Annotated in this window: 15 protein-coding genes; 7 read left to right on the top strand and 8 right to left on the bottom strand. The window is 73.7% G+C overall.

Annotated elements, in window-relative coordinates; all coding sequences use genetic code 11:
- Window positions 1-4: 4 nt before the first annotated feature.
- Window positions 5-553, top strand: a complete 549-nt coding sequence (locus ACIP4O_RS27695) for an acyl-CoA thioesterase (protein WP_361334831.1) — start codon at window positions 5-7, stop codon at window positions 551-553.
- Window positions 554-618: 65 nt separating this feature from the next.
- Here the strand turns inward: ACIP4O_RS27695 and ACIP4O_RS27690 are convergent, their stop codons facing one another.
- From ACIP4O_RS27690 to ACIP4O_RS27670, 5 genes are all read right to left on the bottom strand, one after another.
- Window positions 619-2142: an LCP family protein gene (locus ACIP4O_RS27690; RefSeq protein ID WP_401578559.1), complete on the bottom strand. Its 1524-nt coding sequence runs from the start codon at window positions 2140-2142 to the stop codon at window positions 619-621.
- A gap of 115 nt (window positions 2143-2257) precedes the next feature.
- A complete protein-coding gene (locus ACIP4O_RS27685) occupies window positions 2258-4081 on the bottom strand; it encodes an LCP family protein (RefSeq protein WP_401578557.1) in 1824 nt (607 codons plus the stop codon).
- A gap of 182 nt (window positions 4082-4263) precedes the next feature.
- Window positions 4264-6072 carry an LCP family protein gene (locus ACIP4O_RS27680; RefSeq protein ID WP_401578555.1) on the bottom strand — a complete coding sequence of 603 codons (1809 nt, stop codon included), beginning with the start codon at window positions 6070-6072 and terminating at the stop codon, window positions 4264-4266.
- 294 nt (window positions 6073-6366) lie between these two features.
- On the bottom strand, window positions 6367-7623 hold the full coding sequence (locus tag ACIP4O_RS27675) for an LCP family protein (protein WP_401578553.1): 1257 nt from the start codon (window positions 7621-7623) through the stop codon (window positions 6367-6369).
- 154 nt (window positions 7624-7777) lie between these two features.
- Window positions 7778-8533 (bottom strand): TIGR03089 family protein, encoded by a 756-nt coding sequence (locus tag ACIP4O_RS27670; protein ID WP_401578551.1) that lies wholly within the window; start codon window positions 8531-8533, stop codon window positions 7778-7780.
- 125 nt (window positions 8534-8658) lie between these two features.
- On the opposite strand from ACIP4O_RS27670, the gene ACIP4O_RS27665 reads away from it, so the two are divergent.
- From ACIP4O_RS27665 to ACIP4O_RS27655, 3 genes are all read left to right on the top strand, one after another.
- Window positions 8659-9882 carry an N-acetylmuramoyl-L-alanine amidase gene (locus ACIP4O_RS27665; RefSeq protein ID WP_401578549.1) on the top strand — a complete coding sequence of 408 codons (1224 nt, stop codon included), beginning with the start codon at window positions 8659-8661 and terminating at the stop codon, window positions 9880-9882.
- A 128-nt stretch (window positions 9883-10010) separates the two neighbouring features.
- Window positions 10011-11102, top strand: coding sequence for a sugar phosphate nucleotidyltransferase (locus ACIP4O_RS27660; protein WP_401578547.1), 1092 nt, complete (start codon window positions 10011-10013; stop codon window positions 11100-11102).
- 93 nt (window positions 11103-11195) lie between these two features.
- The gene (locus tag ACIP4O_RS27655; RefSeq protein ID WP_401578545.1) at window positions 11196-12161 is read left to right on the top strand and encodes a DNA-3-methyladenine glycosylase family protein; all 966 of its coding nucleotides are present in this window, start codon (window positions 11196-11198) and stop codon (window positions 12159-12161) included.
- A 12-nt stretch (window positions 12162-12173) separates the two neighbouring features.
- Here the strand turns inward: ACIP4O_RS27655 and ACIP4O_RS27650 are convergent, their stop codons facing one another.
- The 3 genes from ACIP4O_RS27650 to ACIP4O_RS27640 are packed head-to-tail and all read right to left on the bottom strand — an operon-like array spanning window position 12174 to window position 15001.
- Window positions 12174-13496, bottom strand: a complete 1323-nt coding sequence (locus ACIP4O_RS27650) for a coenzyme F420-0:L-glutamate ligase (RefSeq protein WP_401578543.1) — start codon at window positions 13494-13496, stop codon at window positions 12174-12176.
- The gene (cofD, locus tag ACIP4O_RS27645; protein WP_401578541.1) at window positions 13493-14452 is read right to left on the bottom strand and encodes a 2-phospho-L-lactate transferase; all 960 of its coding nucleotides are present in this window, start codon (window positions 14450-14452) and stop codon (window positions 13493-13495) included. The genes ACIP4O_RS27650 and cofD overlap by 4 nt, the downstream gene beginning before the upstream one ends.
- A 42-nt stretch (window positions 14453-14494) precedes the next feature.
- On the bottom strand, window positions 14495-15001 hold the full coding sequence (locus tag ACIP4O_RS27640; protein WP_401578539.1) for a cysteine dioxygenase: 507 nt from the start codon (window positions 14999-15001) through the stop codon (window positions 14495-14497).
- Window positions 15002-15835: 834 nt separating this feature from the next.
- On the opposite strand from ACIP4O_RS27640, the gene ACIP4O_RS27635 reads away from it, so the two are divergent.
- From ACIP4O_RS27635 to ACIP4O_RS27625, 3 genes are all read left to right on the top strand, one after another.
- The gene (locus ACIP4O_RS27635; protein WP_007822987.1) at window positions 15836-16108 is read left to right on the top strand and encodes a WhiB family transcriptional regulator; all 273 of its coding nucleotides are present in this window, start codon (window positions 15836-15838) and stop codon (window positions 16106-16108) included.
- Window positions 16109-16656: 548 nt separating this feature from the next.
- Window positions 16657-20562 (top strand): glycosyltransferase, encoded by a 3906-nt coding sequence (locus tag ACIP4O_RS27630; protein WP_401578536.1) that lies wholly within the window; start codon window positions 16657-16659, stop codon window positions 20560-20562.
- On the top strand, window positions 20559-22064 hold the full coding sequence (locus ACIP4O_RS27625; protein ID WP_401578534.1) for a DUF5719 family protein: 1506 nt from the start codon (window positions 20559-20561) through the stop codon (window positions 22062-22064). Before ACIP4O_RS27630 ends, ACIP4O_RS27625 begins: the two co-directional genes overlap by 4 nt.
- Window positions 22065-22086: the final 22 nt, after the last annotated feature.

Genomic DNA, 22086 nt, shown 5'->3' with positions numbered 1-22086 from the left:
CGGTATGACTGACCCGGCACCGCGTACGGACCCGGAGATCCCGGGCAAGCCGACCTCGGCATCCCGTACGACGCTCTCCCACATCATGACCGCCACCGACACGAACCTCTACGGCACCGGCCACGGGGGCGTGATCATGAAACTCGTCGACGACGCCGCGGGCGCCGTCGCCGGACGGCACTCGGGCGGGCCCGCGGTGACGGCCTCGATGGACGAGATGGTCTTCCTGGAGCCGGTCCGCATCGGCGACCTCGTGCACGTCCACGCGCAGTGCAACTGGACCGGGCGCACGTCGATGGAGATCGGCGTGCGCGTCATGGCGGAGCGCTGGAACGAATCGACCCCGGGCCAGCAGGTCGGCACGGCCTACCTCGTCTTCGCCGCGGTCGATGCCCAGGGCCGCCCGCGCCCCGTGCCCCCCGTACTCCCCGAGACGGACACCGACGAGCGCCGTTTCCAGGAGGCCCAGATCCGCCGTACCCACCGCCTCGCCCGCCGCCGCGCGATCCGCGAGCTGCGCGAGAAGCGGGTGGCGGAGGGGCTGCTGGACTGAGGGACGCGGGAGCGGGGGGACGGGGCGGCGGGGACGGGGGAGGGGCCCTGCGGCTCATGCGCCCCTCACGAGGGGCACGTCACCTCGTCGCCCCGGACCGCCCCGTACTCGTTCTCCTCCGGAGCCTCGGCCGGGTCCTCCGCGCGGACCCTCGCGACGGCCGGGTGGTCCTTGCCGATCCTCACCTCCAGGGTGGCGGCGAGGCCCTTCTCCTCGACCAGCGCGGCTCCCGGCAGTGCGGTGGCGAGGCTCTTGGCCGAGCGGTCCCAGCCGGGGTCGTGGGCGAGCGTCGTCCGGGCGGGACCGGCCGCCTCCGTCGCCGCCGCCCGCGCCGTGAAGCCCGTCGCCCGCAGCGCCTTCGCCACGCGCTCCGCCTCGCCTCCGGTCCCCGCGCCGCCCAGGACCCGTACCGAGATCTGCCGGGGCGGGACGTCGACCGGGAGGGGGGCCGGGCCCGCGGCCGGCTTGTGGGCGGCCAGGGGGCGGTCCTCGCGCAGGGCCGTGAAGAGGGCCCTCGCGCGGCTCGCGTCCCACACCAGCGTGTCGCCGACGTGCGGGACGTGGCGGCCCTTCGGCGCGAGCGGCATCGAGACGAACTCGGAGGAGGAGGGGCCGAAGCCGCGCATCGCGCGGGCCAGGTCCAGGATCTGGTCCGTGCCGAAGCCCTTGTCGGCCCGTACCGAGGACAGGAGCGCGTTCGCGACGTCGTGCAGCCGGACCGGGTTGAGGAGCGTCCCGCCGCTCGTCGCGCGGTCCACGACGGCCGCCAGGAACCGCTGCTGCCGCCGCATCCGGCCGAGGTCGCTCGCGGCGTCGACGTGCCGGGCCCGTACGTACTGGAGCGCCTGCCCGCCGTCGAGCGTGTGCGAGCCCGCGGCGAGGTCCAGGCCCGTGTACGAGTCCTTGAGCGGCTTCGCCGTGCAGATCTCGACGCCGCCGAGCGCGTCCACGGTCCGCATGAAGCTCGTGAAGTCGACCTCCACGTAGTGGTCGATCTTCACCTTCGTGAGCTTCTCGACGGTCCGCACGGTGAGCTGCGGGCCGCCCTCCGCGTACGCCGCGTTGAGCTTCACGGGGTGCTCGTGGTGGTGCTCGCCCGAGGTGCGGTCGACGTGCGGCGGCAGCATCGCGTACGAGTCGCGGGGCAGGCTCACGACGCTCGCGCGGGAGTGGTCGGCCGACAGGTGCACGACCATCAGCGTGTCCGTGCAGTGGCAGGGCGCGCCGCCGAGCCGGTACCGCTGCCGTGTCCCCTTGTCGAGCCCCGCGCGCTCGTCGGTCCCCGCGAGCAGCAGGTTCATGCCGTGACCCGCGGCCGGGCGCCCCGCGAGGCCCTTGAACGCGTCGACGCGGCCGATCTTGTGATCGACGCCGCTGAGCAGCGTGTGCCCCGCCCCGGCGGTGAACAGCACCGCGAGGGAACAGCCGGTCAGTCCCCGTACCGCCCAGCGCAGTGCCCGGCGGCGACGGCTCGGCGGACGGCGCGGCGGGCGGCGGGCGCTCGGGGCGCGACGGGGACGGGGGGTGGTGTGGCGGCTGGGGGCGGGCACGGTACCTCCGCACGACGGACACCGCCGCGCGGGCGGCACGGCGGGACGGGATGAGCCAGACCGTAAGCCGGTATGACTGTCGTACCGCTGTACTGGCCCATCCGCCGCGCCTCAGATCCCCCCTTCGGCGGCAGGGCACCGCCGAAGGGGGCGCTCACCAGGAGTACGCCGGGTCCACCTTCATGCACGCCGAGTCGTCCGCACCGTTGAGCGCCTGCGCCGACTTCGGCAGCGCGTCGTCGTCATCGTCGTCCTTCTTCGGGAAGCGCGTGCCCTCGCGCCAGTCGGAGCCGATCACGACGGTCACACCCGTGACGTCCGCGCTCTCCTTGACCCGCCGCAGCGGGATCTTCAGGGCCTTCGCGACCGACTGCGCGTCGGCTTCGGCGTCCCCGCCCGGGTAGCGGACCTCCGTCTTGTCCTCGCTGCCCGTGTGCGTCTGGTCGGCGGTCGTGCGCGCGAAGTCCTTGGTGACGAGCTGCTGCGCGATGGTGCCCGCGCGCTCCGGTACGAGGGCGAGCTGGTCGGTCGCCGTGGCGTTGCGCACGGACACCTCCACCTCGCCGGGCGCGGCGGCCCGGTCGCTGATGTCCTTGACCTTCGGCTTCTTCTTGTCCTTGCCGTCGAGCGCGATGTCCTCGCGCACGAGCCGCCACAACTGCTCCGCGTCCCCGGCCTTGGGCGCCACGCGGGCCCCCTCGTAGACGAACGGCATCGTTGTCAGGGTGATGCGCTCCGGGGGCACCGCGCGCAGGTCGTTACTCAGGTCGTAGATCTTCTTGACGCTGCCGAGGGCGTCGTCGACGGTGAGCGCCTTCGTCGCCGCCTCGGCGAGCGCGCGCAGCTTGCCGGGGTTGGTGAGCGTCGCGTTCTCGCGCAGCTGCCGCACCATGGCGCTCATGTACATGTGCTGGGCCTGGGCGCGCCCGATGTCGGTGCCGTCGCCGAAGCCGTAGCGCGTGCGCAGCCACTGGAGCGCCTGCTTGCCCTTGACCGGGTGCGTGCCCTTCTCCAGCTTGAGGCCCGAGCCCTTGCCCGTGGAGGTGTGCGAGTAGATGTTGCGGTCCACGCAGACCGGGACGCCGCCGACCGCGTCGGCCATCGAGACGACGCCGGAGAAGTCGACCATCATGAAGTGGTCGATGTGGATGCCGGTCGTCGCCTCCCACGTCGCGACGGTGCACCCCGGTCCGCCGCGTCCGAGGGTCTCGTTCGTCATGCGCCGGGTGGTCGTGGCCGGGTGGACCTCGCCCGTGTCGGGGTCCTTGCACTCGGGGAGCTTGAGGAGCGTGTCGCGCGGCATGCTCACGACCGACATGTTGCTGCGGTCCGCCGAGACGTGCACGAGCATCTGCACATCGGCGAGCGGCTTGCCGCCCACCGTCTCCTTGGCCCCGCCGAGCTTGAGGTTCTCCTTCGTGTTCCGGCTGTCGGAGCCGATCACGAGGATGTTCAGCGGCGTCTGCCCGGCAGTGTTCGGCGTCGGCGCGGGTGGTCGCTTCTCCGGTGCCACGGGGGTCAGTTCGGCCTTGACGATGTTGCCGTTGAGGTGCTGGTAGTAGAGGTAGCCCGCGGTCGCGGTGCCGGCGATCAGCACGGCGAGCGACAACGCCGACCAGGCGAGGACGCGCCGCGCCCGGCGCCGCTTGCGGGGCGGGGCGGGGGCGGTCGCGACCTCCGGCGCGGGGGCGGTCGCGTCCTCCGGCGCGGGCTCGTGCGCGGTTTCCGGTACGGAGGCGGTCGCGGTTTCCGGTACGGCGTGCGTGGCCGCGTCCGGCTCGGGGGCGTCCGCGGTATCCGGTACGGATTCCGTCTCCGCCGCGGGTCCCGGTATGCCGTCCGCGCCCTGCTCGGGTATTCGCCCGTCGGGGCCCTCGGACGTGTCGCCCGGCGCGGGCCCGGCTGCCGGTTCCCCCGCCCGTACGGACTCCCCCGAACCGAGCCCCGGGAGCTTCCCGCTCGCCGTGTCACCCGTCATCTCGTCCCGCCTTCCCGCCCCATGCCCCTCCGGCACCCCTCGGTGCCGGGCCGTGGCCCCCACCCTCAGACCTGCGAACACACCGAAACGTTGTGCCGCTGGTCATGGTCGGGCCAACATGCCGGGCGGGAGGCTCCCTTGCCTCCCGCCTGCCCCCTTTTTTCCCCCCCGAGCGGGCCCGTTCAGGACGCGCAGACCTTCTTGTCCGCCTCTTGGCGCGGGACGGCCTTCGGCGCCTCCTTGGGCGCCGTGATCGAGACACCGGGACCCTTGAAGTCGGGGCCCAGCACGAGCTTCATCGCCGGCAGCCCCTGGTCGTTCTCGATGCTCTCGCCGGGCTTGAGCGCGGACCCCGGCAGCCCCATGATCTCGGCGAGCTTGCGCGCCTGCGGGGCCTGGTCGGCCGCGTACTCCAGCGTCGTGGCCTTCTGCTGGGGCGCGTCGCCCTGCTGGCTCGACTTGGTGACGCCCTGGTTGGTCTGGAGCCAGGTCAGCTGTGCCTGCGCCATCCCGGTCGCCGCACCGCCGTTGAAGATCTCCACGCGGACGTCGGACGCCTCGGACCTGCTTCCCTTGAGCCGCGCCGCCTCGGCCTGCTTCTCCTTGCTCTCCGCGGCCTTCTTCTTGCTGTTGACCTCGGTGAGCGAGACGTCGTTCTTCATCATCGCGAAGAGCGGTTCCGCGTTCGCCTGGTCGAGGACGACGGTGGCGTGCACCTTCTCCGCCGGGTTGTCGACCACCGGGAGCGTCGCGAAGGTGATGTTCTTCGGGTTGATGTGCTGCAACTCCTTGGCCAGCGACATCAGTTTGGTGATGCTGCCGATCCCGGAGTCCACCGTCAGCGCGTCGGTCGCCGCCTCGGCGACCTTGTAGAGCTTCTTCGGACTCGTCAGCGTGTCCTCGGACTTGAGCTGGCGCGCGAGCGAACCGAGGAACTGCTGCTGGACCTTGATGCGGTCGAGGTCGCCCTGGTTGCCGAAGCTGTGCCGGGTACGGACGAAGGCGAGCGCCTGCTCGCCCTGCACCTTGTGCGTGCCGGCCGAGAGCTTGAGGTGCGAGTCGGGGTCGTCGACGTCCTTCGCCACGCACACCTCGACGCCGTTGACGGCCGTCGTCAGGTTCTTGACCGCGTTGAAGTCGGCCATCATGAAGTGGTCGACCTTGAGCCCGGTCAGCTTCGTCACGGTGCGCATCGTGCAGCCCGGGTCACGGCCCTCCTGCCCGAGGCTCGTGTTGAAGCGGACGTTCTGGGTGCCCGGGATCGTCTTCGTGGAGCCGTCGTCCTGCTTGGTGGGGCAGTCCGGGATGTTCGTGATGAGGTCGCGGGGGATGCTGAGCCCGGTCGCGTTGGTGCGGTCGGCGGAGACGTGCAGCAGGATGTTGGTGTCCGCGTGGCCCGGGCTGTCCTTGTCCCCGTAGCCCTCGTTGCCCTTGCCGGTGCGCTTGTCGGTGCCGATGACCAGGATGTTGATCGGCCCGTCCGGGGCGGCTTCCTTGTTGCCCGCGTCGCCGATGTCGACCTTGTCTATGTTGCCGTTGAGGTGTCGGTAGTAGGCGTAGCCGCTGCCGGCCACCGCGACGAGGACGAAGCCGAGCCCCCCGGCCGTCCACAGCAGCGCCTTCTTCTTGCCGCCGCCCTTGCGTGCCTTGCGCGAGGCGGCCCGCCCGCCGCCCTGTTTACGGGCCGCCGCCCGCCCGCCGCTCGCCGCCTCCTGGCGCGCCGCCGCTCGACCGCCCTCGCGGGGGGTGCTCTCCGCGCGCGGGGGGCGGGCCTGCTCGGGGACACGGGGCCCGGCGCCGTACGGGTCGGTCCTGCGGGGACGCGCGGAGCCGTCGACGTGGTCCCAGGCCCCGCCGCCGGAACCCGACGGCGGCGGCGACTGCTCAGCGGAGCCGCCGAGTCGCAGTTCGTATTCGCCGGTCTGCGGATTGAGTACCCATTGGTCTGCGGGGTCGAATTCTTCCCCCCGCCCACGGCCTTGCGCGTCCACGGTTGTCCAAATCCTCCGTCACGGGGCACGCGGCGCCGACCCGCCCTCCAGGTGGGTTGGAGACGCGGCGGGAGGCACTCGGTCAGTCGGTGACGCGCCGCGATGCGTACGGTCGCGGCCACCGGGATCGCTCACATTAGCCGCCCACCGCCCCGCACGACGACGGCGGTGACACATTCCACTTCCCTTATAACCGGGCATTCCATGGCAATTGTGGAAGTGATTGAACTCCGGGCGGTCATTCCTTTACTTGACGGGGCCGAGTGGCGCACAGACCGCCGACAGCGCGCTCACTTACGTCCCCGAGCACCCCGCGTCGGCCGCGGTCGTCCCCCGGTAGCGGTCCTGCTTCGGGGCAGCGGGCGCGTCACGGCCCGTATTCGTCGCGTCACGACCCGTGCTTGCCGCGTCGCCGCCCGTACCCGCCGGGTCGTGCCCCCTCGCGGCCTCGGCGCCTTCGCGGCCCGCCTCCGTGCGGTCGGGTCTGCCGCTTTTGCCCGGGCTCGCGCTCGCGGTCGGCGCGGGCGAGGCGCTCGGACGCGGGTCCACTCTGACCGGTGAATCACTGCGCAACTGCGCGAAGAGGCGTTCCGCGTCGGGCTGTACCAGTTGGTCCCGGTTCGGGTCGGCCGCGTACGCCTCGCGCGGGACCGTCAGGAAGCGGACGTCCTTGGTCGGTACGGAGCGGACGCCGCGGACCATGCCGTACAGGTCGCGCAGGCTCGCGAGGCCGGGATCGGTGGTGAGCGCCGAGGTCGCGGCGTCGAGCACCGGGTAGAGCTTCGCGGGGTTGTAGAGGACGTCGCCGCCGCTCATCTTCGACACGAGGGCGGCGAGGAACTTCTGCTGGCGGTCGATCCGGTCGGTGTCCGAGCCGTTCCCGAGCGTCTTGCGCACCCGTACGTACCCGAGAGCCTCCTCGCCGTCGAGCTTCTGGGACCCGGCGGCGAGCTTGAGGTGCGCGTCCTTGTCGTCGATGGGCCGCTCGACGCACACGTTGACCCCGCCGACCGCGTCGACCATCTTCTTGAAGCCCTCGAAGTCGACCACGACGTAGTGGTCGATCCGCACGTTCGTCATCTTCTCGACCGTCCGTACGGTGCACGCGGTGCCGCCGCTCTCGAAGGCCCAGTTGAACTGCGCGAGGCGTTCGTTCCCGCGCTTGCCGTCCGCACCCCGGCAGGAGGGGATCGTGACCATCAGGTCGCGCGGCACCGAGACGGCGGTCGCGTGCTTCCTGTCCCGCGAGACGTGCAGCAGGATCGTGGTGTCGGAGCGCTGCGTGCCACCGTCGCGCCCGTACTCCTTGTTCTTGCCCGCGCGCGAGTCCGAGCCGATGAGGAGGATGTTCTGCGCGCCCTTCGCGACGGACGAGGGCCGCTCGCGGTCGTACTTGCGCAGCTCGGCCGCGGCCGAGGTGTCCTCCTTGATGTTCCGGTCGAGCTTGCGGTAGAAGCCCCAGACGACGGCGGCGAGGACGAGCAGCAGCACGGCGAGCCCGAAGGCGACCCAGCGCACCCAGTGCTGACGGAGGACGTGCGCGATGTTCACTGGACCTCCGCCGCTCGGTGTCGCCTGCCCGCGACTACGACGATGCGGCCTGCGGGGCCCGGGCGCGCGCGGCGAGGGGCAGACGGGTGGGCGACGAGGGGCAGACGGGTGGTTCCGCCCCTCCGGGGTCCCGCTCCCCGAACGCCGGAAGGGCTCAGTTCCCGCTGACCGCCGTCACCCGCTCGTCCGCCACGCGCCGCTCCAGCGCCTGTGGCGCGAGCTGGTCCAGGTGGCGGCACAGCACGACGGACGCCCCCACCGCCAGCGGCGCGTAGAGCCCCGCCGCCAGCCCCGCCCAGTCGTCGAAGCCGAGCCCGCTCAGAAGGCGCTCGCCAGGCCCCACGCCCAGCCGCTCCGCGTCCCCCTGCGCGCGCTCCACGAGCTGCGTGCTCGTCAGCTCCTCGCCCGCCACGATCAGCGCCGGTTCCTCCGGGTCGACGGGGGCGAAGGGCGCGAAGCGGTCGCCCTGGGCCGGGACCTCGACCGCGTAGTCGAGGAAGCCCTCGGGCGTCACGGGGAACCGCACGCCGAGCGGGCGCAGGCTGAGCGCGACGCGTTCACCCGTACAGGCGCGGGCCGGCTCCAGGGCCTCCGGGCCCGCCACGACGAGGTCCGCGCGCGCCGGGTCGCCCGCGAGGTCCACGACGAGCCCGGCCGAGGAGGCGGCGACGAGCCAGACGGCCGACTGCCAGTGCGCGGGCAGGTGCAGCGCGAGCCGGTCGCCCGCGCTCAGGGATAGCTCGCCCTGGATCAGGTTCGCGGTCTTGGCCACCCAATTGGCGAAGGTGGCGACCGAGAGTTCCACGCGTTCGCCGGTCGCGTCGTCGTAGTACGTGACGAAGGGGCGGGCCGGGTCCGTGGCGAGCGCGGAACGCAGCAGGTCGGCGGGGGTGCGGTCGAGAGCGGTCACGCGCCCCAGGCTACGCGGGGCGCCGCGCCCCCCGCGTACGTGCCGCCGCTTGGGCGTCACCGGGGTGGCCGACACACCCTCAACTCCCGTGGACAGCGCCCAAAGGTGTGCCCAATATCGTGAATATGCGTACATTTCTCGCCTCTTCGATAGGTGTCACCTGCGCGGCCGTCCTCGCCCTGCCGCTCGCCCCACCCGCCGCCGCGCACCCCGACGCGCGCCCCCACCCCCGCGCCACCGCGCTCGTGCACCCCACCCCGGCCGCGCACCCCGCCCCGGTCCCCGGCTCCACCGCCTCGCTCCCGCTCACCCGCCTGCCCGCCACCCGCGCGGACGGCCACGACCGCTACGGCGCGAGCCTGTCCCGCCGCACCGTCAAGCCCTTCTCGCTCGTCGGCATCGTCTGGGACGACCCCGCGCGCACCCTCACGGGCACCGCGGAGGTACGGGTACGCGACGCCGCCACCGGCGAGTGGGGCGCCTGGCAGGCCCTGGAGACCCACAACGCCGAGCACGCGGCGGACCCGGAGAGCCGCGAGGCCCGTACCCCCGGCCGCCACGGCGGCACCGCGCCGCTGTGGACCGGGGCGGCCGACGCGGTCGAGGCACGCGTGAGCGGCCCCGCGCCGCTGCCCGCCGGGCTCCGGATCGACCTCGTGGACCCGGGCGCCGACCAGCGCGAGGCCACGAGACCGGCGCCGGGGCCCGTGAGACCCCCCGCGGGCCACGGCTCGCTCCCCCGCGGGCAGGCCCCCGAGCCCGCCATCGTCGACCGGGCCGGCTGGGGCGCGGACGAGAATCTGCGCGAACCCCAATTCGGCTACACGGGACCGGTGCGGGCCGCATTCATCCACCACAGCGCGAGCGGCAACAACTACACGTGCGAGCAGGCGCCCTCCGTCATTCGCGGTATTTACCGCTATCACGTCGAGAGCAATGGGTGGCGCGATCTCGGCTACAACTTCCTCGTCGACAAATGCGGCACCGTCTACGAGGGCCGCGCCGGAGGCGTCGCCAAACCCGTCATGGGCGCCCATACCCTCGGTTTCAACACCGACAGCACGGGGATCGCGCTGCTCGGCACGTACACCGACACCGAGCCGTCCGCCGCCGCGCTCGACGGCCTCGCCCAGCTCACGGCCTGGAAACTCGGCCTGAACAACATGGACCCGGAAGGAAAGGTCACTCTCGTCTCGGACGGCGGCAACCTGTACGAGAAGGGCGAGAAGGTCAGCCTCAACGTCATTTCCGGGCACCGCGACGGATTTGCCACGGAATGCCCGGGGAAGTTGCTCTACGAGAAACTCGGCACCCTTCGCAGCAAAGCGGCGGCGCTCCAGGGCAGGTGACCCGGCCCCGGCACCGGGACCCTCCCGCCCAGGGAGGGTTCCGGCTTCCCCGTAAAGATCCTCATCTGCATAAACTGTCCGGCCGAAAGACATTCGGCCCGGCCCCAGCAGGAAGCAGAGAAGTCAGAGTGACTCCAGCACCGGAAGCGATCCTCCTGGTGGGCGGCAAGGGCACGAGGCTGCGCCCCCTCACGGTCAACACCCCCAAGCCGATGGTCCCGGCGGCGGGCGTGCCCTTCCTCGCGCACCAGCTGGCCCGGGCCCGGGCGGCCGGTGTGGAGCACATCGTGCTCGCGACCTCGTACCTCGCCGAGGTCTTCGAGCCGTACTTCGGGGACGGCTCGGCGCTCGGCCTGCGCATCGACTACGTCACCGAACGCGAGCCGCTCGGCACCGGCGGCGCGATCCGCAACGTCGCGTCCCACCTGGAGTCGGGGCCCGACGATCCCGTCCTCATCTTCAACGGCGACATCCTCACCGGGCTCGACATCGGCGCCCTCGTCGACACCCACGTCACCGCCGGGGCCGATGTCTCGCTCCACCTCAGCCGCGTCGACGACCCGCGCGCCTTCGGCCTCGTGCCCACCGACGCCTCGGGCCGCGTCCTCGCCTTCCTGGAGAAGCCGCAGACACCCGAGGAGATCGTCACCGACCAGATCAACGCGGGCGCCTACGTCTTCCGCCGCCGCGTCATCGACTCCATCCCCACCGGGCGCCCGGTCTCCGTCGAGCGCGAGACCTTCCCCGGGCTCCTGGAGTCCGGCGCCCACCTCCAGGGCATGGTCGACTCCACGTACTGGCTGGACCTCGGCACCCCGCAGGCCTTCGTCCGGGGCTCCGCCGACCTCGTCCTCGGCCACGCCCCCTCACCGGCCGTCCCGGGCCGCTGCGGCGAACACCTCGTCCTGCCCACGGCCGAGGTCGCCGAGGACGCCAAGCTCACCGGCGGCACGGTGGTGGGCGAGGGCGCGGTGATCGGCGAGGGCGCGCGGGTCAACGGCTCGACGATCCTCGACGGCGCGGTGATCGCGGCGGGCGCGGTGGTGACGGACTCGCTGGTGGGGGTCCGCGCTAGGGTCGGCGCGCGAACCGTCCTCGACGGGGCGGTCATCGGGGACGGGGCGGTGGTCGGGGCGGACAACGAGCTGCGGGGCGGGGTGCGGGTGTGGTGCGGGGCCGTCCTGCCGGACGGGGCGGTGCGGTTCTCCTCGGACCAGTAGCGCGGGGCGGAACGGCCACCAAAATCAGCCCCTCCGGCGTTTGAGGAGCGGGGGTCTGGGGGCGGAGCCCCCGGGTCCCGGTAGCCTCGACGCGTGGCCGGCCGTTTTCCCCTCCGTATCCCCGCACCCTCCCGTGCGCCCCTGTCACAGGCTGCCCATCACCGCGAGTGGACCCCCGAAGGCCCCCTCCACCTCGCTCAGGTCCTCGGGTGTCTGCGGCGCGGCCCCGGCGATCCCGCCTTCCGTACGGACGCGAGTGGCGCGATCTGGCGTGTGAGCCGTACTCCCGAGGGGCCCGCCACCCTGCGTGTCACGGCCCTCGGCGGGACCGTGCGGGGGGACGCCTGGGGTCCCGGGGCCGCGTGGTTCCTCGACCGGCTGCCCGTCCTGCTCGGCGGGGAGGACAGTCCTGAGGGGTTCGCGCCCCGGCACCGGCTCGTGGCCGAGGGGCACCGGCGCGCGCCGGGGCTGCGGCTCGCGCGGACCGGGCTCGTCCTCGAATCGCTCATCCCCTCCGTTTTGGAGCAGAAGGTCACGGCGGATGAGGCGTACCGGGCCTGGCGCCGCCTCCTCACCCGGTTCGGCGAGCCCGCGCCCGGGCCCGCGCCCGAGGGGATGGCGGTGCCGCTCGCCGCGCGCGACTGGGCGCTCGTCCCCTCCTGGGAGTGGCACCGCGCGGGCGTCGACAACAAGCGGGCCTCGACGATCCTGCGCGCGGTGCGGGTCGCCGCGCGCATGGAGGAGGCGGCCGGGATGCCGCCCGCCGAGGCCCGTGCCCGCCTGGAGAAGATCCCCGGGATCGGCCCCTGGACCTCCGCCGAGGTCGTCCAGCGCACGCACGGCGCGCCCGACGAGGTCACGACCGGGGATCTGCACCTGCCGCGCATCGTCGGCTGGTCCCTCGTGGGCGAGCGGGACGCCGACGACGCCCGCATGCTCGAACTGCTCGCCCCGTACGAGGGCCACCGCCACCGCGCCGTCCGCTACCTCCTGACGGTCGGCTCGATCCCGCCGCGCCGCGCCCCGAAGATGCGGAAGACCGACATCGCGCGCTGGTAGCGCCGCCCCGCCTCAGCGGACGGTCAGGAAGTCCTCCGGGTCCCGCCCCGCCCTCGGCGCCGGCACCTCCCGCGGGTGCCCGATCGCCACCGCCCCCATCGGGTCCCACTCCTCGGGCAGCTTCAGCACCTCGCGCACCACGTCCCGGCAGAACATCGTGGACGACACCCAGGCCGAGCCGAGCCGTTCCCCCGCGAGCGCGACGAGGAAGTTCTGCACCCCCGCGCCCGCCGCCACGACGAACATCTCCCGCTCCGCCGCGTCGCGCCGCGCGTCGCCGTAGTGGTGCGCGCCCTCCGCGACGAGGCACGGGACGGCGAGGTAGGGGGCCTTGCGCAGGACGTCGCCGCGCCGGACCCGCTTCGCGATCGACTCCTCGCTCTTGCCGTCGCGCCGCAGGTCCGCGATCCACGCGTCCCGCATCGCGTCGAGCAGCGCGGTGCGCGCGGTCTCCGACTCCAGGAGGACGAAGCGCCACGGCGTCGTGTGGTGCGGCGCGGGCGCGGTGACGGCGGCGGCCACGGCGCGGCGTACGGAGCCGGGGTCGACGGGTTCGTCGGTGAAGGCGCGGACCGTGCGGCGCTGGGCGACCGCGTCGCGTACCGCCTCCGAGGTCCCGAGCCGGAACATGTCGTCGCGCGCGGCGCGGACGAGCGCCCGCGCGCCCTCGCCCTCCTCGCCGTCCGCTCCGTCCTCCGTCAGGAGGTGCGCGAGGCCGCTCACGACCGCGACCGGGTAGCCGGCCGCCTTGCCCTTCACGAGGTCGCCGGCCGCCGCGATCTCGTCGGCGAGCGCGACGACGGTCGCGCTGAGCGGGTTGCCGTGCGCGTCGGTGCCGCCGCGCAGGTCGTCGAGGACCCGTACGCCCGAGGCGCCGATCGCGACGTCGGTGAGCCCGGCGCGCCACGGCCGCCCGAAGGTGTCCGTGACGAGTACCCCGACCCGCACCCCGAGCGCCGCCCGCAGTCCTTCGCGGATGCGCGCGGCGGAGGCGTCGGGGTCCTCCGGGAGGAGGAGCACGGTCCCCGCGGCCGTGTTCGAGGCGTCGACCCCGGCGGCGGCCATGACGAGGCCCTGCCGGTTCTCGACGATGCGCAGCGGGCCGCGCCGGGCCACGACGCGCACGGTCTCCGCGTCGATCGCCTCCTCGCGCGAGTCGGCGGCCATGATCCGGCCCTCGGCCTTGGAGACGATCTTCGAGGTGACGACGACGAGGTCGCCGTCCGCGAGGGCGGGGTGCGCGGCGGCGACGAGCGCGGCGATGTCGTCGCCGGGGGCGACCTCGGGGATGCCGTTCAGGGCCCGTACGGTCAGGGAGGGGGACGGGGTGCTCACGCCCGTACCTCCTCGGCGAGTTCGAGTGCCGTGCGGGCCATGCGCGCGCTCGCGTCGAGGTCCGTCATGAGCAGCGGTACGGCGCGGCAGCGGATGCCCTCCGCCTCGACGCGCGCGACCGCCGCCTCGTCCACGGTGTCCACGAGCCAGCCGTCGAGCAGCCCCGCGCCGTAGTGCTCGGCGACGGCGGCCGCGTTCGACTCGACGCCGACGGCCGCGAGGACCTTGTCGGCCATGCCGCGCACGGGCGCGTCCCCGATGATCGGCGAGAGCCCGACGACGGGCACGCCCGCCTCGGCGATCGCCTCCCTGATGCCGGGCACGGCGAGGATGGTGCCGATCGAGACGACGGGGTTGGAGGGCGGGAAGAGGATGACGTCGGCCTGCCCGATCGCCTCCAGGACGCCCGGCGCGGGCTTCGCCTGCTCGGCGCCCACGGGGACGACGGCGAGCGCGGGCACGGAGGCCCGCAGGCGGACCCAGTACTCCTGGAAGTGGACGGCCTTGCGCTCCCCGTCCGTCTCGACGGCGACGTGCGTCTCGACGCGGTCGTCCGACATGGGCAGGAGGCGGACGCCGGGCTGCCAGCGCTCGCACAGCGCTTCGGTGACGGCGCTGAGCGGGTAACCGGCCGCGAGCATCTGCGTGCGCACGATGTGCGTCGCGAAGTCCCGGTCCCCGAGCCCGAACCACTCGGGCCCGACGCCGTAGGCGGCGAGTTCCTCCTTCACCCGGAAGGATTCCTCGCTGCGCCCCCAGCCCTGCTCCTCGTTGATGCCGCCGCCGAGCGTGTACATCACGGTGTCGAGGTCCGGGCACACCTTCAGCCCGAACAGGTGGATGTCGTCCCCGGTGTTGCCGATGACGGTGATGTCCGTGCCCTCGGGTACGGCCTGCTGAAGGCCCCGCAGGAATCGGGCGCCGCCGATGCCGCCGGCCAGAACCACAATGCGCATGGGGACAGTCTCTCGCAGGCGGGGCGCGGGGGGATTCAGGGGTCAGGCGTGGGCGGTCGCGCAGTGTGCCGCGCGGCGGCCCTCGTCGGCGGCGTGCATCGGCATCTCGGTCAGGCCCGGGTGGTAGATGTGCAGGCTCACGGCGGGTTCGAGCGCGTCGTTGACGACCTCGTGCACGTACCCGGGCGCGAAGACGCGCTGCGCGCCGGGCGCGAGGCGGCGTTCCGCGCGCGGCGTGCGCTCGGTCAACTCCCCGTCGAGGACGGTCAGTACGCCGCTGGACGGGCCGTGGTCGTGCGGCCCGCTGCCCTGACCGGGCAGCCAGGACAGGAGCCACACCTCGTAGCCGGGACCGGTGCGCAGGCGGTGGTACCAGCGGGTGGTGGCGTCGAAGCGGACGAGGGGGCGCCACGCGGCGTGGGCGGCGGCGAGAGTACGGGCGAGCCCGGCGAACTCGGCGACGGTCGCCGGGTGGGGGCGCGGGGGCTGGAGCAGGTGCGGGACCTCCAGGAGGTCGCCGGCGATCTGGAGGTCGCTGTCGTCGTTCATGGGAGGTGGTTGTCCTCAGGGGTACGGGCCGGTGCGGCTCGAACGGAGGCCGTGCCGCGCGGGTCCGGGGCTCCGGGAGCGGGGGTGGGCCCGGAGGCGGGGCGGGCACGGCGGTGGCGAAGAGAGGGGGAGGGGAGCCCGACCGCTCGTGGCGGGGCTCGGGCGTCTCGGGGCGGGGCTCAGGCGTCGGACGCGGGCCCGGGGAGCGGTGTGGCCCGGGGCGCGCGAGGCGCGAGGCGCGGTACGGGGAGGAAGCTCAGGCCGTACAGCCGGCGGTACACGGCACGCCGGGCGCCGTACGCGGACACGCGCACGCGGATGCGCTGCGGGAGCGGACCATCCGGGCGGGGGCGTAAGGCGCGAACATGCCCACAAGGCAAGCGGTTCACACCTGAGATGTCAACCGAGCCCGGGCGTCCGCCGAGTGATTCACCTCATCGGGTTGACCCGCGTGCTGAAAGGTTTGTGCACCTCGTTCACGGGACACATGGGGCAGCAGTCCCTCCGCGAGGTGCCGTTGCCTGCTCGTGACCTCTCTGTGATCAGGCTCGCAGTACGGGTCCTCCGCGGAACGGGCGCGGATGCGGTGACGTCTCCTCAGTCGTCGGCGGCCGTCGCGGTGTCCGTGCGGAAGGCGTGCAGGGAGTGTGGCGGGGTTTAGGCCGATTTGAACACTTTCCGCACCCCCTTGGTTCCGCAGAGTGAATAAGGGGCCCAATAGCAGATCCCGGCTTGACTGCCTCGGATCAGCACACTTGTAATTTCACTCGTGTCGTTTGGTCGCCATCGGTAACGGCGGCATCACGGGGATGTAAAGACAGACGAGGGGCGCAGATGACCGAGCTGTTTCAGGAACTGCTGGTCGGCGACGCGTTGGACGCCGAGGAGGAACTGGGCTGGCAGGAGCGCGCGCTGTGCGCCCAGACCGATCCCGAATCCTTCTTCCCCGAGAAGGGCGGCTCCACGAGAGAGGCGAAGAAGGTCTGCCTCGCCTGCGAGGTCCGTTCCGAGTGCCTGGAGTACGCCCTCGCCAATGACGAGCGCTTCGGGATCTGGGGCGGGCTGTCGGAGCGGGAGCGACGTCGGCTGAAGAAGGCCGCGGTCTGAACGGACCGCGCGGTGGTCCCCCGGGACCGCGCTTGCGAACGCACGGGCTCGCGCGAGCGGGCCCGTTCCGCATGTCCGGGGGCGGGAGGCGGTGGGCGTCCTGCGGTGGGTGCGTATTGCGCGGGGCGCGTATTGCGGCGGGTGCGCGTTGCGGCGGGTGCGCGGGGCTCCGCCCCGGACCCCGCTCCTCAAACGCCGGAGGGGCTGGGATTTGTCCCCCGGGCGGGTGCGCCGCGGACTCCGCTCCTCACACGCCGGAGGGGCTGGGATTTGTCCCCCGGGAACCCCTCTCCCCGCCCGCGCGTTGGGCTCGCCGGGGGGCCCATTCGACCCTTACGGGATTCGTTCGACCGCCCCCTAAGGGTTCGCCCCGACACACCCCCACTTGGGCCGATATGACGATCGGTTCGTCATCCCCCGCCTGTGGACAGGCGGCCGAGGCGCCACCCCCGTAACGGCTAGTGTGGGGCCCCGTCCGAGACACCCCCACTTCCCCACGAGGTGGCGAGGGGTCCACTGCAGTCCACCGAACCGGGGCCCGTACCTCGATGTCCGTGCACAATCACCCGGCAGACTTCGCCGCCCACCCCGGCTACGGGGACAGCACCGCAGCGCCCGCGCGCTGGGCGGCCGTCGATCCGAGCCGCCCACCCGAGTTCCCGCGCCACGTCGTCACTGCGGTGCTCGTCGCCCACGACGGCGCCCGCTGGCTGCCCGAGGTCCTCGCCGGGCTCGCCGCCCAGGAGCGCCCCGTGCAGAACGCGGTCGCCGCCGACACCGGCAGCGCCGACGACTCCGCGCGCCTGCTCGGCGAGACGCTCGGCGACCCCTGCGTGCTCCACCTCGCCCGCCGCTCCGGCTTCGGCGCGGCCGTCGACGAGGCGAGCCGCGTCGCGGTCCCGCTCGGCCCCGAGGAGCTTCCGTACCTCAAGCGCCCCAGCGGCTGGGACCCCGTCAGCCGTACGTGGCGCGACGAGACCTACGACCTGCCGGAGCTGCCCCACGGTGAGCCCGTCCAGTGGCTGTGGCTCCTGCACGACGACTGCGCCCCCACGCCCACCGCGCTCGCCGAACTGCTGCGCGCGGTCGAGAACGAGGCGGAGCTGGGCAACGACGTCGCGATCGTCGGGCCCAAGCTGCGCGGCTGGTACGACCGCCGCCAGCTCCTGGAGGTCGGCGTCTCGATCGCGCCCAGCGGCCGCCGCTGGACCGGCATCGACCGCCGCGAGCAGGACCAGGGCCAGCACGACTCGGTCCGCCCCGTCCTCTCCGTGTCCACCGCCGGGATGCTCATCCGCCGCGACGTGTACGAGGAGCTGGGCGGCCTCGACCGCGGACTGCCCCTCATGCGCGACGACGTCGACCTGTGCTGGCGCGCCAACGCCGCCGGGCACCGCGTCCTGGTCGCCCCCGGCGCCGTCGTCCGGCACGCGGAGGCCGCCTCGCGCGAGCGCCGTACCGTCGACTGCGTCGGCCGCACGGCGAGCAGCCCGCACCGCGTCGACAAGGCGGGCGCGGTCCGCACCCTCCTCGTCAACACGCGTACCGCCGCGCTGCCCTGGACCGCCTTCCGCATCCTCCTCGGCACCGTCCTGCGCACCCTCGCCTACCTCGTCGGCAAGACCCCGGGCCAGGCCGTCGACGAGATCACCGGGCTCCTCTCCGTCCTGCTGCGCCCGGGACGGCTCCTCAAGGCCCGCCGCGCGCGCGGCCAGTCCGCCGTCGAGCCCGCCGAACTGCGCCCGCTCTTCCCGCCCCCCGGCGCGACCCTGCGCCTCACCGTCGAACAGGTCGCGGGCTCCCTCGCCGGACGCACCGCGCAGGAGGAGAGCAGCGGCGGCCGGCACGGCGTCGTCGAGTCCGGCCCCGGCGGGGACGACGCGGACTACATGGAGGTCGAGCAGTTCGCCCGGATCAAGCGGCTCAGCCGCAAACCGGGCCCCGTGCTCTTCGCCGTCCTCCTCCTCTTCTCGCTCATCGCCTGCCGCAACCTGCTCGGCACGGGCTCGCTCATGGGCGGCGCGCTGCTGCCCGCGCCCGCCCGCGCGGGCGAGCTGTGGTCCTCCTACATCGACGCCTGGCACGCGATCGGTACGGGCTCGACCGAGGCCGCGCCGCCCTACCTCGCGCTCGTCGCGAGCCTCGCGACGCTCTTCCTCGGCTCCACCTCGGCAGCGATGACCGTGCTCCTCGTCTGCTCCGTGCCGCTCGCGGGCGTCACCGCGTACTTCGCGACCCGGCCACTGGTCGAGTCGCGCCTGCTGCGCGCGTGGGCCGCGATCGCGTACGCCTTCCTGCCCGCCGCGACCGGGGCGCTCGCCGACGGCCGCATCGGCACCGCGCTGCTCGCCGTGCTGCTGCCGCTCATGGCCCGCGCCGCGCTCTCCGCGAGCGGCTTCCTCGGCAGGCGCGGTACATGGCGCGCCGCCTGGGCGCTCGCGCTGCTCCTCACGCTCACCATGGCGTTCACGCCCGTCGTGTGGCTCTTCGCGCTCGTCCTCGGCGCCCTCGTGCTCGCCGTGCGCCGCACCGAACTGCCCGCCTACGGGCCCCGGCTCCTCGCCGTGCTCCTCACGCCGCTGCTGCTCCTCGCGCCCTGGTCGTTCACGCTCTTCTCGGACGGCCTGCTCGGCGAGGCCGGGCTCGACGACCGCGCGGGCGGCGCGAGCGCGACCGACCTGCTCGGCATGAGCCCGGGCGGCCCCGGCACGATGACCGGGCTGCTGCTCATCGGCATCGTCCTCGCGGCCCTCGGCGCCCTCCTGCGTGCCGAGCGCCGCACCGCCGTGCTCACCGCGTGGAGCGTCGCCCTCGTCGGCTTCGCCCTCGCCGTGCTCACCAACCGTGACGGCTGGGCGGGCCCGGCGACCCTCGTGCAGGGCGCGGGGCTGCTCGGCGCGGCGCTCATCGGCGCGCAGGGCGCCCGCTTCCGCGTCGCCGAGCAGAGCTTCGGCTGGCGCCAGCCGCTCGCGGCGCTCGTCGGCATCGCCGCCGCGCTCGGCCCGCTCGTCGCCGCCCTCGGCTGGATGGCGGCAGGGGCCGACGGCCCCCTGGAGCGCCGCTCGCCGACCCAGGTGCCGGCCTTCGTCGCCGCCGACAGCGGTACGCAGGACCGCGCCCGCACCCTCGTCCTCGACGGCGACAACGCCTCCGAGGTCCGGTACTTCCTCATCCGCGGCGCGGGCAACCACCTCGGTGACGCCGAGCAGTTCGCCGCCGCGGGTGCCAACGCCCGGCTCGGCGAGACCGTGGGCCGCCTCGTCGCGGGCTCGGGCGCCGACCAGGCCGGGCAGCTCGGCTCGTACGCGATCCGCTACCTCCTGCTCCGCGAGGGCCGCTCGTCGAGCGCGATGGGCCGCGTGCTGGACGCGACGCCGGGGCTCATGCGCGTCAGCAGGCAGGACGGGCTCGCGCTGTGGCGCGTCGATCGCGAGGTCGCCCGCGTCACGCTCACCGACAAGCAGCACCCGCCGCAGCCCGTCGCCGCCGGACCCGTCGACGTCCACACCCGTGTCCCCGCCGGGGCGGAGGGCCGCGTCCTGCGTCTCGCCGACAGCGCCGATCCCGGGTGGACCGCGAGCCTGGACGGCAAGCCGCTCAGCCGCACGACGGTCGACGGCTGGGCGCAGGGCTTCTCGCTCCCCGCGAGCGGCGGCCACCTCGACGTCACGTACGACCAGCCCCTCACGCGCACCCTGTGGGTCGGCGCGCAGGGCCTGCTGGGCCTCGTCCTCGTCGTCCTCGCCCTCCCGGGCCGCCGCCGCGACGTCGACGACGACCTGCCGGAGGAGGAGCTCGCGGTCCCCGCCCAGGCCGTCGACGGCGAGGGCCGCCGCGCCCGCCGCCTGCGCGCGGCGGCGGAGGCCGAGGGCCAGGAGGGGCGGGATGCCGACGCCCCCGGCCCCGAGGCCGTCCCCGCCTACGCGGCCACGGCCGAGTACGACCCCTACGGGTACGGCTCGGGCGGCGGGTACGACACCTACGCGGGCGGGACCGGCTACGAAGGCGGCTACGAGAACGCGGGCGCGCCCTCGTACGACCCCGACGGCCCGGGCACGGGGCAGCTCCCGCCGTACGAGGAGGCGGGCGGCCCGGACACGGGGCAGATCCCGCCCTACGACGCGAGCGGCCCGGACACCGGGCAGATCCCGCCGTACGACCCCAACGGCCCGGACACCGGGCAGATTCCGCCGTACGACCCCGACGGCCCGGACACCGGGCAGATCCCGCCGTACGACCCCAACGGCCCCGACACCGGCCAGTTGCCGCCCTACCAGGACCAGGGCTACGGCTACCCGCCCGCGCCGGACGGGGACGGCTACGGGCAGGACGGCGGCTACGACAGCCCGTACCCACCGGGGCCCCCGTACGGGCAACAGCCCTACGAGGACGAGAACGGCCCCTACGGTCAGCAGCGGGGCCGTGACGGGCGCGAGCACGGGAGCGACCAGTGAACCGCAGCACGATGACCCTGCTCGGCGCCGTCGCCGCGCTCGCCGTCCTGACCGGGGTGGCCACCGCGACCGCCCCGGACGCCGGTGGCGAGAAGCGGCCCGCCCCGGCCGCCGCGCAGCCCGTCCAGCGCTCCAGCCTGCTGTGCCCCGCGCCGGGCGACTCCGCGCTCGCCGAGACGACGTACACCTCGTTCTCGCCGACGACGAGCGGCACGAACGGCAGCGGCGAGGCCGTGCTGCGGCCCTCGCCCACCGAGGTGCGCGACGGGAAGAACGCGGAGCGGGCGCCGAAGGCGGGCAAGCCGCTGCTGACGGCCCAGAAGCAGGGCACACCCGTGAGCGAGGAGCCCGACTCCTCGAAGACGCCCTCGCTCGTCGGCGAGGCGAGCGGCCCGCTCGCCCCGGGATGGACCGTGCAGCAGACGACCCTCGTGGACGCGGGCGCCGACCGCGCCCTGCGCGGGATCTCCTGCGGCGCGCCCGACACGGACTTCTGGCTGCCGGGCGTGAGCACGGCGAAGGACCGTTCCGACTACGTGCACCTGACCAACCCCGACGACACCGCGGCCGTCGTGGACATCGCGCTGTACGGGCCGAAGGGCGAGCTGAAGTCCGAGGTCGGCGAGGGCATCCAGATCCCGCCGCTCTCCACCGTGCCCGTCCTGCTCTCGACGCTCAGCGGCTCGCCGGAGAAGGACCTCACCGCGCACGTCACCGCGACCACCGGGCGGATCTTCGCCGCCACGGACGCGAGCACGCAGGGCGCGGGCGGCGACTGGCTCGTCCCCGCGACGGACCCGGCCGCGCGGCTCGTGCTCCCCGGCATCCCGGGCGACGCCACGAAGATCCGTCTCGTCGCCTTCGCGCCGGGTGCCAACGACGCGGACCTGAAGGTGCAGTTCGCGCAGAAGGGAAGCACGATCGTCCCGGCCGGGCACGAGAACCTGCTCGTCAAGTCCGGGATGACCGCCTCGCTCGACCTCGACGACATCACGCACGGCGAACCGGGCAGCCTCGTCCTGAGCCCGGAGGACCCCAAGGCGGCGACCCCGGTCGTCGCCGCTCTCGACGTCACGCGCGGCAAGGGCGCCGACCAGGAGACGGCGTTCATCCCCGCGACGTCCCCGGTCGGGGAACGGGCCTCGGTCACGGGCAACACGGGCAAGAGCGTGCGCCTGACCCTGGCGGCGCCCGAATCGGCGGCGAAGGTCGGGGTCACGATCTCGGCGGGCACGAAGGGCGGCAGTCCGGTCACGAAGACGTACAACGTCCCCAAGGGCACCTCGCAGGCGCTCGACATCGCACCGGGCAAGGGCACGAAGGGCGAGTGGTCCCTCACGCTCGCCCCCGGGAAGGGCAGCGGCCCCGTGTACGCGAGCCGTCAGCTCACGGCCAAGTCCGACTCGGGCGCGTCCCTCTTCACCATCCAGCCCCTGGAGGACGACAAGGGCATGGTGCGCGTCCCGCGGACGGTGGAGGACCTGCGGGTGACGGAGGACTGAGGGGGCGGGGGAGCACGGAGCG

Source organism: Streptomyces sp. NPDC088923 (assembly GCF_044749745.1).
Classification (GTDB): domain Bacteria; phylum Actinomycetota; class Actinomycetes; order Streptomycetales; family Streptomycetaceae; genus Streptomyces.
The sequence above is the reverse complement of the archived record's forward strand: the minus strand, read 5'-3'. Positions and strand labels throughout refer to the sequence as shown.